The sequence below is a fragment of the Streptomyces bullii genome, from assembly GCF_042657145.1.
Classification (GTDB): domain Bacteria; phylum Actinomycetota; class Actinomycetes; order Streptomycetales; family Streptomycetaceae; genus Streptomyces; species Streptomyces bullii.
Genome location: NZ_JBHSNY010000004.1, coordinates 679,077 through 693,435 on the forward strand (window position 1 = coordinate 679,077; position 14,359 = coordinate 693,435).

The window sequence follows — 14,359 nt, forward strand, 5'->3', positions numbered from 1 at the left end:
TCCTAGCTCAGCCCTTGATGCCGGTCTGCGCGATTCCCTGCACCAGCCAGCGCTGGAGGAAGAGGAACACGAACACCAGCGGCAGGATGGAAATGGCCGTGGCCATGAAGATCAGGTGGTAGTTGACGGTCTGGTTGGTCATGTACGACGACAGGGCGACCTGCACCGTCCACGCGCTGGGGTCCTGGCCGATGACCAGCGGCCACAGGAAGGCGTTCCAGCCGTTGATGAAGGTGATCGTGGCGATCGCCGCGAAGAAGTTCAGCGAGTTCGGCACGACGACGCGCCAGTACGCGCCCCAGTAGCCGAGCCCGTCCACGCGCGCCGCCTCCTCCAGCTCCTTGGGGAACCCCAGGAAGTACTGCCGGAAGAGGAAACAGGTGAAACCGCTGAACAGGCCCGGGACGATGAGACCCCGGTAGCTGTCCACCCAGCCGAGGGACGAGACGAGCACGAAGCTCGGCACGAAGGTGACGGCGGTGGGGACCATCAGGGTCACCAGGACGGCGTAGAACACTTTGTTGGCGTGCTTGTACGGGATGCGGGCCAGGCCGTAGCCGGCCATCGAGCAGATCAGCAGGATGCCCAGGGTGTGCAGGACGGCGACGACCACCGAGTTCCACAGGGACCGGGCGAAGTCGACGGTGGGGTCGCCGAACGGTTCGGTGAGGTTGCCCCACTGGATGGCGGTGGGGAACCACTTCCACTCCTCACCCGTGATCTCCGGGTCCGTCATCAGCGCGTTGCGGACGATCAGATAGAAGGGGATCAGGAAGAGGACGGCGGCGACGCCGGTGGCGATGTACAGGCCGGCGTTGCCCATGACGCCGCCGCGGCCGGCCTTGACCGGCTTCGTGACCTTGTTCAGGTCGGGTGCCGTGGTGGTCACTTGGACTCCTCACCCCTTCCGAAGCCCATGATCTTGCCCTGGAGCAGGGTGACGACGCAGATGAGGACGGTCAGGACCACCGCGCCGGCGCTGCCCACGCCGTAGTTCTGGTTCTCGCCCAGCGCCATCTTGTACAGCTCCACCAGCGGCGGCTGGCCCCAGGTGGCCTTGGTCAGCAGGTTGTAGAACTCGTCGAAGGCCTGGTAGGCGGCGATGAGCAGGAGCAGGATCACCGCGGTCGAGGTCGCCCGCAGCTGGGGCAGTGTGATGTGCCGGAAGGTCTGCCAGCCCGGCTTTGCACCGTCGATGGCGGCCGCCTCGTACAGCTCCCGCGGGATGTTCTGCAGCGCCGCCAGGAACAGGATCATGTAGAAGCCCGACTGGAGCCACAGGCGGACGGTCACGATGACCAGCCAGTACCAGGGCGGGTCCGGGCTGGCCAGCCAGGCGATGTTGTCGATGCCGAACCAGCCGAGGACGGTGTTGGCCAGGCCGAAGCGGACGCCGTTGAAGAGGGACATCTTCCAGATCAGCGCGGCGGCGACGTAGCTGACCGCGGTCGGCAGGAAGAACACCGACCGGAAGAACGCGCGCATGAACCGCAGCCGGTTGACCAGCAGCGCCAGGCCCAGCGACATGGCCCAGGTGGCGGGGACGATGAACGCGGCGAACACGGTGAAGGTGACGAGGGAGTTCAGGAAGTCCTCGTCCGTCAGGATGGTTCGGTAGTTCTCCAGGCCGACGAACTCGCTCGGCGTGACGGTGAAGCGCGCCTCGAAGAAGCTGAGCCAGATGCTCCAGCCGATCGGCACGAAGACGAAGATCACCAGGCCGATCAGGAACGGCCCGGTGAAGAGCCAGAAGTTGAAGGTGCTGTTCGCCCTGAGGCCCCGCCGCGGCCGGTCCTTGGAGACCTTGGCCGGGGCGGGGCTCTTGGCGACCCCGGGTGTGGTGGTGGTCGACATGTCAGGTACCGTCCGGCTGCCTAACCGAAGAGCTTCTTGAGCTCGGCGTCGACCTTCTTCTCACAGGCCGCGAGCTGCGCCTTCGGGTCGCCGTTCTTGCGGACGGCGTTCGCCATGACGTCGTTAACCGCGGCGATCATGGCCTGGGTCCAGCCGATGTTGTCGAAGTGGCCGAACTCGTTGAACAGCTTGACGCCCTCGGCCGGCAGACCCGACTTGAGCTTGGTGGCGGACTCGGCGAGCGAGGTGCGCGGCGGGATGTGGAAGCCGTAGGAGGTGGCGAAGTCCTCCTGGTACTCCTTCTGGTCGATCCACAGCCACTTCACGTACTCCTTGGCCGCCTCGACGTTCTTGCCCTTGGCGTTGACGAACATCGACCAGCCGCCGTTGTAGACGGACTCCTTGCCGGCCGACCCGACCTTCGGGAAGGGGAAGATGCCGATGTCGTCGCCGAGCGCCTTCTGCATGACGGGCATGGCCCACATGCCGCACCACTGGATCGCCGTCAGGCCCTGGGTGAAGGCCGAGGGGTCCCACCAGTCGGCGGGGGCGCCGAGCAGCAGGTCGCCGCTGGTGAACAGAGACCGCAGCTGCTTGAGACCCTCGGCCACCGCGTCGGTGTTGAAGGCGGGCTTGTTGTCGGCGGTGAGGGTGTCGGCACCGGCCGACCAGATCAGGTTGTGCTGGATCGGAGTGATGTCGTTGCCGAGGTAGGCGCCCTTGACCTTGCTGGTCTTGAGCCTGGCGGCGGCCTCGATCAGCTCCTCCAGCGTGGTCGGCACCTCGACCTTCGCCTTCTCGAACATCGACGGCCGGTAGAAGAAGAACTGCGGGTCGTCGATCATCCGGACGCCGTATATCTTCCCGTCGACCGTGTGGGACTTGATGTCGGCCTGGTTGAAGTCGTCCTTGACCGGCTCGACGATGTCGGTCAGGTCCGCCACCTGACCGCTCTTGATGAGCTGGATCTGCGGGTGGAACTCGAAGACGTCGGGAGCGTTGTCGGTGAGCAGCGCCGCGAAGAGCTTCTGCTCGAAGTTGTTGCCGGTGATCCACTGCGTGGCGACGTCAGCTTCCTTGTAGGCCTTCGCGTACCGCTTGACGGCCTGCTCGACACCGGCCTCGCCGTACGCGTGGAAGTACTGGACCAGCGTCTTGCCCGATCCGGAGCCGCCGCCGCGGCCGTTGTTGCTGCCGCACGCGGTCAGTGCGCCGGCCGCGGCCAGGCCCATGGCGGCCCGCAGTACGTTTCGGCGGTCCCAGTTGCTGTTGCTCAGTGCCGACATGCTGACGTCCTTGTCTCGAGTACGGCTGCGGCTCTACGGCTCAATCGCCCGTCGGCGCGCGCCAGGTGGCTCAAAGAGGGGTGCGGAGCGGGACGTTAACCTTCGGCTAAGGCTTCGGCAAGGGGTTGAACGAAGTCTGTTCGAAGCGTTGTGTCCGGTTCGTGATTTCGAACGTTGGTGTGGGGGAGGGAGTTGAGGGCCGCCGGGTCAGGGCCGGCGGCCCTCGGTCCACAGGGGGTGGTTACTGCCTGGTCCAGGCCTGGTTGGTGCCGCCGTTGCAGGTGTACACGGTCACCTTGCTGCCGTCGGCGGTCGCCTGCCCGCTGACGTCCAGGCACTTCCCGGACGCCTCGTTGACGATCTGCCCGTTGGGGTTCAGCAGCCAGCGCTGGGCCGCGTCACCGGTGTACGCGGCCGTCGCCGCGAGGCCCGACGCGCCGGCCGTCAGATAGCCGCCCGCGCCCTTCAGCGCGCCCTTCGCGTCGTACGACCACGACTGGTCCGCCCCGCCCGTGCAGGTGGCGAGGGCGGCCCCGGAGGCGTCCGCCGTCAGGCACTTGCCCGACTGCTGCCCCTTCAGCGCGCCCGTGAGGGCCGTCGGCCCGTGGCCCTTGCGGTCGAAGACGTACGTCGTGATGGACCGGCCCGGGAGCGTCGCGGAGACGGTGCCCTCGCGGACGGCCGGCTTGGCGACGTTCGCCCAGTTCTCCTCGGCCGAGGTGCGCACGGCCTGGGCGGCCCGGACCGGGGTGTCGCTGTTGAAGTGCAGGTTCAGCGGCGTCTCTGTGGTGTTGTGGTTGTTGACCACCACCACCCACTTGCCCTTCTGCTGGTACGCGCTGACCTCGACGCCGTCCGGCGCGCCGGTCACGTTGTGCAGGACCGCGCCCGGGCGGACGAACTTGCTGTACTGGCCGAGCGCGTAGTAGCGCTTGGTGAAGTACAGGGTCTGGTTGCCGTTGGCGGCGTAGTCCGGGTCGTAGTAGATCAGGCCGTCGTTCCAGCCCTCGTCGTTCCTGGCCAGCGGATCGGTGCCGATCATCTCCGACAGGGCGACCCACCAGTGGAACGCCGAGTCGTGCGCGATCGCGAAGTCCTTGTACATGATCCGCGACAGGTTCAGGCCGCCGTCGATGGTCGGGTCGTACTCCTGCGCCCAGCCGGTGCCGCCCTTGCCGAAGCAGCAGATCTCGGTGGACCAGGACGTCCTGCCGACCGACTTCGCCGTCTCGTAGACCTTCGCCCGGTTGGCGTCGGAGGGGTTGTCGTAGGTGTGGTGGGCCAGTTTGTCGACGTACTGGGCCGTGCCCGGCTCCGAGATCCAGCGGGGGACCTCGTCGTTGAACTTCACCGTGCTGGTGGACTCGTCGGCGATGATGCCCGTCTTCTGCTTGCGGGTCCGTTGCTCCTCGCCGAGGGCACGCACGATGTCGTCGCGCTGCGGGACGTCGACCAGCATGCCCTCCTGGCCGCAGGAGTCGAAGCTGTTCGTCGGCTCGTTGAAGGGGCTGATGTAGTCGAGCTTGACGCCCTGCGCGGCGAAGTGGTCGGTGACGTCCGCGACGTACTTCGCGAAGTCCTTCTCGTTCTCCGCCTTCAGATAGCCGCCGCAGCTCTTGCCGTTGGTCTTCCACCGGGCGGGCGCGCTGTTGACGAAGCCGATCAGGTCCTTCACGCCGTACTTGGCCGCGGCGTACAGGAACGTGCGGCCGGCCCGGTCCTTGTTCCAGTCGTACGTGCCGTCGTCGTTGAGGAAGTCCTCGGGGGCGCGGGGCGCGTAGGTGACACCCGTGCCGCCTCCGCCGATGTTGTAGCGGTAGGCGCTCAGCGCCAGGCCGTCCTTGGAGAACAGCAGCTTGGCGACGCGGGCCTGGACCTTCGGGTCGAAGTTCTTCAGGTCGTTGACCCACCAGGCGCCGGAGGCACCGATGTTGTCGATCGTCTGGGCCGCGTGGGGGGAGACCTCGGCCGCCGGGGCGTCGGCGGCGCCTGCGGGCGGGGCGGATATCAGGGGTCCGGTGACAGCGAGCGCGGCTGCGGCTGCCAGGAGGGCCGGTCTTGTCAGGCGGGGGTGAGACACGTGCATCCCTTCCGTCGTCATGAAGGCGGTGCGGTACGGCTCCTTGCGGGGGTGGTGCGCTTGCCGTTCCTCTGCCCGACGGACTGGAGCGCTCCTTCGAGCGCGAACGTGGCCGCGCCCAGGCACACCGGGTCGGTGGGGATCGGGGAGAGGACGATCTCGGTGGCGGCCAGCGGCCGTCTGAGCGCGTGCCGGGCGACGGCCTCGCGGACCTCGTCCAGCAGCGGTTCGCCGAGCGTGGCCGCGACCCAGCTGCTGAGCACGACCACCTCGGGGTTGAACAGGTTGACCAGGTCGGCGATGCCGGCGCCGAGGTAACGGGCGGTGTCCCGGACCACCTTGACCGCCACCGGGTCCTGCGCGGCGACCCCTCGGGCCAGCGCGTCGATGGTGGCCGTCTGGTCCTCCGGGTGCAGCAGCGAGCTCCGCGGACTCAACTCGCGCAGGTTCAGCATGATCCCGGGCGCTCCGACGTACGTCTCCACGCAGCCGTGGTTGCCGCAGTGGCACAGGCGCCCGTCCAGCACGAGCGTGGTGTGGCCCCACTCGCCGGCGCTGTTGCTCACGCCCCGGTGCAGGCCGCCGCCGAGCACCAGCCCGGCGCCCACCCCGGTCCCGAGGTTGACCACCACGGCGTCCCCGCGCCCGCGCGCCGCCCCGAACCACAGCTCGGCCACCGCGCAGGCGCGCAACGGGTTGTCCAGGTAGAGGGGGTAGGCGATGTGGTCGGAGAGCAGGTCCAGCAGCGGCACGTCGTGCCAGTCCCAGTTGGGCGCGTACTCGGAGACGCCGGTGTCCCGGTCCACCTGGCCCGGCACGCTCACGCCGACGCCGAGCACCCGCGCTCCCTCGATCCCGGCCTGCGCCACCACCGAGCCGACGGCCGTCGCGACATGGCCGACGACCTGTTCGGGGCGGCTCTCGCCGGGCCGCATGTCCTCGTCGGCGCGGGCCAGCACGTTCAGTGCGAGGTCGAACAGCTCGACCCGGACGTAGGTCTCCGCGAGGTCGACGCCGATCAGCGCGCCTCCCGACGCGTTGACGGCCACCAGGCCCCGGGGGCGGCCGCCCGCCGAGTCCTCGAACCCCACCTCCGTGATCATGCGCAGGTCGAGCAGCTCGCCCACGAGGGTGGCGACCGTGGCGAGCGAGAGGCCGGTGGCGGCCGCCAGCTCCTGCCGGGACGTGGGCGACGCGGCGATGATCTGGCGCAGCACCTCGTAGCGGTTCGCCGTACGGATGTCACGTGATGTGCGCTTCACCGGGTGCACCCCATCCCTTCCAGCCGGGCCGGGGCGACATGGGCACCGGCGCGGCGCAAGGCTATGGGCTGCGGGGGACTTTCGACAAGGGGTTAGGAAAGGGGGTTTATGAAGTGCGCGGGCAGCTCGTGCACGGTGTTCCGGCAGTCACCGGGGGCGGCCTCTGGGCCGGAGGGGTCCGCCGGGCGTGTCGGCCGGACGGGTCGGCCGGTGGGTCCGCCGGCGCGGCGGCCCGAGTGGTTCGCGCTCCGCCCGGAGAGGCAGCCGGAGTGCTGTGCCGGGACGGCGGCGGCACGGTGACGGCAGCGCTGCACCCCGACAGCGGCGCGAGCGCTCCGTGCAGGGACGGCGAGGGTGTGCCCCGGGACGGGGCGCGAGGGGCTTCGCCCGGCCGGGCGCGCGAGCCCGACTGCACCGGACCGGAAGCGGGGGCACTGCGCCCTGGCGACCGGCGCGTGCGCCCCGCCGGGACGATGGCCGGAGTTTCTGCGCCGGGACGACGACGGAGCCCTGCGCCGGGACGACGACGGAGCCCTGCGCCCGACGACAACACGAGGGCTCGGCCCGAACGACCGCCGCCGCTCCGCCGCAGCGCGCCGCGTCACGTGCCCAGTACCCCTCGTACGAAGGCGTTGGCGAACCGGCCCGCCGGGTCCAGGTCGTGTGCCAGGGCGCGGAAGTCCTTCAGCCGTGGGTAACGGGCGTGCAGCACCGTGGCCGGCACGCTGAACACCTTGCCCCAGTGGGGCCGCGCGTCGAAGGGGTCCAGTGCCTCCTCCAGGCGTCGCACCACCGGCAGCACCGCCTCGGTGTCCTCGACCCATGTGAAGTGCAGTGCCACGCTGTCCCGTCCGTGGGCCGGGCTCAGCCACTGCTCGTCGGCGGCGACGGTCCGCACCTCGCAGGTCTGCAGGACGGGGGCGACCGTCCGCCGGATGCCGTCGACCGCGTGCAGCGCCTCGACGGCGTAACGGCGCGGCAGCAGGTACTCCGACTGGAGCTCGGCACCGCTGCTCGGCGTGAACTCCGCCCGGAAGTGCGGCAGCCGCTCGTGCCACGGCCCCGGCACGCCGCACTGCTCCGTGCAGTTCACCGCGGGCATGCCCGGCACCGGGTGCACCTTCTCCGTGGCGGGGGACGCCCACGGAAAGTCGGGAAGCGGCTGGTCGGTGCGCCGCTTGAGCCACACCTGGCGGAAGCCCGGCGCGTCCCAGTCGGTGAACAGGCTCACGCTGTACGCGGCCGACATCACCGTGTCGAACGTGGCCAGGTCCAGCCCGTCCAGCGGCAGTTCCGTGAACACGTGCTGCTCGACCTCGAAGGCCGGCTCCAGGTCCAGGGTGAGCGCGGTGACCACCCCGAGCGCCCCCAGGGAGGTCACGGCCCCGCCGAACCGCGGATCCCCGCGCCCTATGGTCACCACCGAGCCGTCCGCCGTGACCAGTTCCACCTCGCGCACGGCCGACGCCAGAGGCCCGTTCCCCACCCCGGAACCGTGCGTGCCGGTCGCCACCGACCCGGCCACCGAAATGTGCGGCAGCGACGCCATGTTGGGCAGCGCCAGCCCGTACCCGTGCACCCGGCGGGCCAGCTCCGCGTACCGGACACCGCCTCCGACCCGTACCGTACGGGCCGTCGTGTCGACGTCGACCCCGCCGGGCAGCGCGTCGAGCGAGAGCAGGACACCGTCCTCGCCCGGCTCGGCGATCTCGTTGAACGAGTGCCCGCTGCCCAGCACCCGTACGCGCGGGGCGTCCGCCAGCAGCGCCCGCAGCGCGTCGAGCGAGTGCGGACGGTGCAGCGCCTCGGCGGTGTAGGTGATGTTGCCCGCCCAGTTGGTCACGGTCTCGGTCATCCGTCGTCCTTCCCGGGGAAACGCCGGGACCGGCAGGTCCCTGCCGGAACCTACCTCGGCGTGCCGTCCATTGATGCGGCGGGCCCGGGGCGCCTACCGTGGAGAGCGCTCCGTGGAGAGCGTTTTCCACCCGTGACGCGTCACCGAACCGGAAGGCCACGTCCTTGACCCCGCGCCCGCAGGCACTGTTCGCCATGACCCCCGAGCACGTGCCGCAGGTCTTCCCGCCCGAGGTGCTGGCACGGCTGCGCGAGTCGGTGGAGATCGACCCCGCCCTGGTGGCCGGGGACTTCACCGATCCACGGGTGCGCCAGGTGCTGGCCCGCACCGAGATCCTGGTCACCGGCTGGGGCTGCCCCCGCCTGGACGCGGCGGTGCTCGACGCGGCCCCCGCGCTGCGCGCCGTGCTGCACTCGGCCGGCTCGGTCAAGGGCTTCGCCACCCCCGAGGTCTGGCGGCGCGGCATCGCCGTCTCCACGGCGGCGGCCGCCAACGCCCTGCCGGTCGCCGAGTACACCCTCGCGATGATCCTGCTCGCCGGGAAGGACGTGCTGGCCGCCCGAGAGCGGTTGCGCGCCGCGCGTACCTCGCCCGGCTGGGGCGTCGTCCCCGGCATCGGCAACCACGGCCGCCGCGTCGGAGTCGTCGGCGCCTCCCGCATCGGCCGCCGCGTACTGGAGCTGCTGCGCCCCTTCGACCTGCGCCCCGCCCTCACGGACCCCTACGTCGACGAGGCCACGGCCGCCGCCCTCGGCGTCCCCCTGCTGCCGTTGGACGACCTGTTGCGCACCAGCGACATCGTGACGGTCCACGCGCCCGAGACCCCCGAGACCCACCACCTCATCGGCCGCCGTGAGCTGTCCCTGATGCCCGACGGGGCGGTGCTGATCAACACCGCGCGCGGCGCACTCGTCGACCACGACGCCCTCGTCGACGAACTCCGCGCCGGCCGCCTGACCGCGATCCTGGACGTCACCGACCCCGAACCCCTGCCCGCCGACTCGCCCCTGTACGACCTGCCGGGCGCGTTCGTCACCCCGCACCTCGCGGGCTCCCAGGGCAACGAACTGGCCCGCCTGGGCCGCACGGTCGCCGAGGAGGCGGAACGGCTGGCGGCGGGGGGCCGGTTGGCGTACGCGGTCGAACCGGCGGAGCTGGAGCGGACCGCCTGAACGTGCTCTTCGCGCTTCCGCGGCACACCCAGCGCACCCGGCATGACAACCGGTCTCTATGACGTCCGGCGCAACCACGTGGCACAGCGCCTCCCGGGGCGCCTCCAGTGCGCGGGGCCTCGACCTGCGCAAAGGGCCGGGCACACCGCCCTGTGGGCGATGATCTCCCAAGTTTGCTCATGACGCCGTCTTGCCCAGGGCCGGGCTCGGGCCTAGCTTCCGTAGATACCGGTTTCTACTGTTCCTCTTCGCCGCTGTGAGGTATCCGCATGCCCGTCACCAGAAGATCCGTCCTGGCCACGGCCGCCGTCGGCACCGGCGCCCTCGCGCTGACCGGCTGGTCATGCTCGGCGGCCGAGCAGGCGTCCGCCGCCGAGGCCGGGGACGACGCCGCCGAGGGCGCCGGACGCCTCGACCTGATCGACTTCGGCGACTCGGACTCCGAGGCCGCCCACGGCTTCCACGGCCCGGACACCGAGACCGTCGACGGGCACGCGGGCGACCGGGCCCGGGTGGCCCGCCCGCTCGCCACGCCCGACATCAAGGGCGGCGACCTCCGCTTCACCCTCGCCGTCGACCCGGTCCACCAGAACTACCTCACCGTGAAGTTCTGGGGCGGTGACACCTCGACGTACAAGACCGTCGCGTACATCAACGGCGAACAGATCGGCTACCGCCGCTCCGGCGACTACGAGGCACTCAACACCGGCACCAGCCGCCCGCTGCCCGGCCGCTTCTTCTACGCCACGGTGATGCTGCCGCTGGAGCACACCCGCGGACGGACCCGGGCCGAGATCACCCTGCGGACCTACGACAGCGGCTTCAGCAACAAGGTCACCGCGAACTCCCGCGGCTACTACCGGGCCGCCACGCACACGGGTGCCCACCTCGACCTCACCGGCGACCCGCAGGCCGTCTTCACCCCGCCGACGGACACCGTCCCCGGCCTCGACGCCGCCGCCCAGCAAACTCTGGTCGACGGGTACGTGGCCGACCAGGTGAAGCTGTTCACCAGCCTCTCGGCGAAGGTCGACGCCTCCCCCTCGGGCAACCTGTCCATCGTCCGCTACGTGGAGGAACTGTTCTTCTACGCGGGCGCCCTGGCCCGCGCCTCCTGGTGTCCGGCCAGGACACCCGCCCAGAAGAAGGCCGCCCTGCTGCGCGTCTTCAAGTGCGTCGACAACCACACCGAGGACTACTACGGCAACACCAGGCTGTTGGCCCGCGGCGGCCACCAGGGCGACTGGGGCGGCTACTACGGCGCGCTCGGCCAGGCGCTGTACCTGGTCGAGAACGTCATCGCCGACAACGATGTCTACGGCCGCGACGCCTTCGAGGCCTTCCTCGACGAGCCGTTCACCACCGGCACCGAGGACGGCGAGACCTCACTGAAGGACGTCGACTTCGACGGCGGCCCCCTCACCCGGCGCGGCGCCTGGGAACGCGTCCTGAAGGCCAACTTCGACTACGCCCGCTCCCGGCTGTCGTACATCTACAACCAGGTCATGTACACCTACGAGGGCGCCTGGGAGGCCCACGAGGGCCTGCGCGTCATCGGGTCACGCTTCTACGAGGGCAGGGGGCGCAGCCACCGCATCGTGGGGGAGGCCCTGGGCTGGGAACCGTTCCTCGGCGAGGAGGTCCTGGTCGGCCCCGACGGCCGGGAGCTGGACCTGTTCCACTCGCTCTTCCACCACGACACCACGGCCCGCTGGACCGACGACTGCATCACGTACGTCATCAAGGGCCTGGCCGGGTCCAAGCCGGACGAGAACGGGAACGTCGTACGCCGCCTGCCGCTCGGCCGCCACTACACGACCATGACCGAGGCCGGCCACACCCGCGAGAACGGTTACGTCGCCAACTACGGCGAGGCCACCAACTACCTCCCCGAGTGGTTCCACCGCACCTGGGGCCACCGGGGCGACGAGGAGCTCAACGACCGCATCCTGGAGCTCGCGCTGCGCAACCTGCACGCCCGCTCCCACGCCCGCATGACCGACCTCGACGACAGCCTCCGGCGCACCATGCGCATGGAGATGGTCATCGACGAGCGCAACACCAACTACCCCGGCTTCCCCGGCTATGTGCTCCGCATCTCGGAGGGCAAGATCCTCCACTACGTCTCCCTCGCCCGGCACATCGCCGAGCACCCGGAGCGGTATGCGGGCGAGGAGTGGAGGACGACCCGGGCGTACGCCCGTGAGGCCGTCGGCTTCGCCCAGCAGCAGCTCGCCGACCACCAGTACTTCAGCGCCTTCGCCTCCGTGAAGGCGAAGAACAAGTACGACCTGGAACTCGGCGAGACCTGGGGCTGGCTGAAGGAGCAGCAGCCGACCGGCATCGTCCACCCGCACACCGACTTCGCTTACTACACGCCCGCCGAACTCGCGGCCCTCAAGGTGCGCACCGGCGACTACGAGCGCTTCGCCTGGGTCGACGTCGACTGCATGTTCGTGTCGCTGCGCGACGGCGACCTGCATCTGTGGGGCCACCTCAACGAACGGCAGCGGGGCTTCGCCCGCAACGGCCGTCTGCACGTCCGGCACGCCGACCGTGACCACATCGTGCAGATCCAGACCGACGGGCGCTTCGCGTACGAGGACTACTGGGCCCGCATGGACAACATCGACGTCGACTTCATGGAGGACCAGCAGACCCGCGACGGCTCCGCGCCGCAGGCGCTGGCGGGCGAGATCGCCCCGATCACCCACCAGCCGGGCGTCGGCACCGTCCACCGTGAGAACTTCGAGGCCGACCACGCCTACTCCGGCTACCCGGACCTGCTGACGGCCCGGTACGGCCGGTACCTGTTCGTCTTCAACACGACACGCGCCGCGTACGGCAACGAGCGGACCCACGAGGTGGAGGTGGACTCCGCCGGGCCGGCCGTCCTCGACCTGGTGAGCGGCGAGGAACTGCCCGTGAGGGACGGCAGGGTGAGCGTGCCGCCGAAGACCGGGCTGGTGCTGAAGCTCCCCTCCGCGCGCGCCGCCGGGCCCCCGCCCGCCCACGTCGACTTCGTGCACACCCTGCCCGGCGACGGCTCCGTCACCGTGACCTGGCAGACCACGGCGGGTGCCACGCACTACGAGGTGCGGCGGGCGACGCGACGGCAGGGACCGTACGAGACGCTCGCCGCCGCGGTGAAGGGCCGGCACTTCGTCGACGACTCGGTCAGCCCGGGCGAGACGTACTTCTACACGGTCACGGCCGTCAACGACCACGGGCGGGGCTGGACCTCCCACGCGATACGCACCCGGCCCGCCCCCGCGGCCTCACCCGGCCTGACGCACTCCGGCTGGCGCGACGACGCCCTTTTCGAGGCCCGGCCGGGCAGCGCGGCCGTACGCGGCTCGACGATCCGGGTGCTCGGCGCCCGGGGCGACGGGCTCGGCGAGGGCGACGACTACCGGGTGACGGCGCGGGACATCGACGACCAGCTGCACTTCGTGAGCCGACCGGTGCCCGGCAGCTGCACGCTCACCGCCCGGGTCGACGGCGCGCGCGGACCGGTCACGGGCCTGATGCTGCGCGACCGGCTCGCCGCGAACACCCGGCACGTGTACTTCGGCGCGGACGCGGACGGCGCCCTGGTCTTCCACAACCGCACCCGCGACAGCCGCCACGACTGGCAGGACGACGTACGGTCGCCGATCACGCGCCGGCTCGACGGGCGGACGTCGGCCGCCACGCCGTGGCTGCGGCTGGTCCGCGACGTCAGCACCCATCGGGTGCACGGGCAGGTGTCGGCGGACGGCGAGACCTGGGTGACCGTCGCGAGCCTCTTCACACCGTTCCCGTACGCGGTCCACGCGGGAGTCGCGGCCACCGGCGACGCGGAGTTCGCACGGGTCGCGGTCGAGCGGATCAAGGCGGACGCGGTGCTGGTGGGCATCGAGCGGGACGGCGACACCGTCACCGTCCGCTGGAACAAGCCGGAGGACGCGCTGACCTTCACCGTCTCCCGGTCGGCGGACGGCGGGACGTGGCAGACCGTGGAGCGGGACACCCGCTCCTTCGCCTTCGAGGACACGGGGCTGCGGCACGGCGAGCGCCACTACCGGGTCACGGCGGCCCTGGTCGGCGGCGGCACCCGGACCTCCCACGTCGCCGTCGCGGTCGCCGAGACCCTGGCCGACGTGCTGGCCCGGGCACGCCGGACCGACCCCGCCGAGTGGACGAGGAAGAGCTACGCGGCGTTCACCGCCGAACTCGACCGCATCGAGGCGGCGGCCGGCACGGACGAGGACACCCGCATCGACCAGGTGTACGCGGCGTACGCCCTGCTGGTCTCCCGCGAGACGCTGCTGCGCCGCACACCGGTCACGGCGTCGATGGTGACGGCCTCGACGATCGAGTGGCCCGGCCGGGGCACCCGGGCGTCCAACGGCTGGCGCGCCTTCGACGGCGACCCCGCGACCTGCACCGACACCCTGGCCGCGGAGAGCTGGATCGACGTCGACGCCGGTGCCGCCGGTCCGCTGCTCGTCGACCGGATCCGCGTCCTGCCGCGCGCGGGCTACGCGACCCGGGCCACGGGCACCGTGCTGCGGGGCTCGTCCGACGGCGGGGCGACCTGGAGCGACCTGCACACGATCGGCGCCACCACCGAGGCCACCTGGTACGAGGGCAAGCTGCCCTCCACCGCCTCCCACTCGCTGCTCCGCCTGTACGACGGACACAACGGGCGGTGCAACCTCGCCGAGGTCGAGTTCTGGTACTACGCGCCCGAGGAGGACTGAAACCGGCCCCGCCCGGCCGGCCGTCGTCCCCCGGGTGCCCTGGGGTCCCCGCTGTCCAGGGGGGACCCGGTACCGCTCCCGCCCAGGCGGGGGCATACCGTGAGG

The 14,359-nt window shown here is 70.7% G+C and carries 8 protein-coding genes; 2 read left to right on the forward strand and 6 right to left on the reverse strand.

All coding sequences use genetic code 11. The annotated features are described in order from the left end of the window. Positions 1 to 7: 7 nt before the first annotated feature. The 6 genes from ACFPZJ_RS14495 to ACFPZJ_RS14520 all read right to left on the reverse strand — a co-directional run bounded on the left by ACFPZJ_RS14495 (position 8) and on the right by ACFPZJ_RS14520 (position 8,337). On the reverse strand, positions 8 to 889 hold the full coding sequence (locus ACFPZJ_RS14495) for a carbohydrate ABC transporter permease (RefSeq protein WP_381021213.1): 882 nt from the start codon (positions 887 to 889) through the stop codon (positions 8 to 10). Further along, on the reverse strand, positions 886 to 1,854 hold the full coding sequence (locus ACFPZJ_RS14500) for a carbohydrate ABC transporter permease (RefSeq protein WP_381021215.1): 969 nt from the start codon (positions 1,852 to 1,854) through the stop codon (positions 886 to 888). The genes ACFPZJ_RS14495 and ACFPZJ_RS14500 overlap by 4 nt, the downstream gene beginning before the upstream one ends. Positions 1,855 to 1,874: 20 nt before the next feature. Continuing rightward, entirely contained in the window at positions 1,875 to 3,140 is a 1,266-nt protein-coding gene (locus ACFPZJ_RS14505) for an ABC transporter substrate-binding protein (protein ID WP_381021217.1), read from the reverse strand. 241 nt (positions 3,141 to 3,381) lie between these two features. Further along, positions 3,382 to 5,226, reverse strand: coding sequence for a glycoside hydrolase (locus tag ACFPZJ_RS14510; protein ID WP_381021219.1), 1,845 nt, complete (start codon positions 5,224 to 5,226; stop codon positions 3,382 to 3,384). Positions 5,227 to 5,237: 11 nt separating this feature from the next. Next, positions 5,238 to 6,482, reverse strand: a complete 1,245-nt coding sequence (locus ACFPZJ_RS14515) for an ROK family transcriptional regulator (RefSeq protein ID WP_381021221.1) — start codon at positions 6,480 to 6,482, stop codon at positions 5,238 to 5,240. Between the two features lie 601 nt (positions 6,483 to 7,083). Beyond that, on the reverse strand, positions 7,084 to 8,337 hold the full coding sequence (locus ACFPZJ_RS14520; protein ID WP_381021223.1) for an FAD-binding protein: 1,254 nt from the start codon (positions 8,335 to 8,337) through the stop codon (positions 7,084 to 7,086). A 164-nt stretch (positions 8,338 to 8,501) separates the two neighbouring features. Here ACFPZJ_RS14520 and ACFPZJ_RS14525 point away from each other — a divergent pair, with 164 nt between their 5' ends. Together ACFPZJ_RS14525 and ACFPZJ_RS14530 are read left to right on the forward strand one after the other, a co-directional pair. Continuing rightward, entirely contained in the window at positions 8,502 to 9,509 is a 1,008-nt protein-coding gene (locus ACFPZJ_RS14525) for a hydroxyacid dehydrogenase (RefSeq protein ID WP_381021225.1), read from the forward strand. Between the two features lie 269 nt (positions 9,510 to 9,778). Further along, on the forward strand, positions 9,779 to 14,254 hold the full coding sequence (locus tag ACFPZJ_RS14530) for a fibronectin type III domain-containing protein (RefSeq protein WP_381021227.1): 4,476 nt from the start codon (positions 9,779 to 9,781) through the stop codon (positions 14,252 to 14,254). Positions 14,255 to 14,359: the final 105 nt, after the last annotated feature.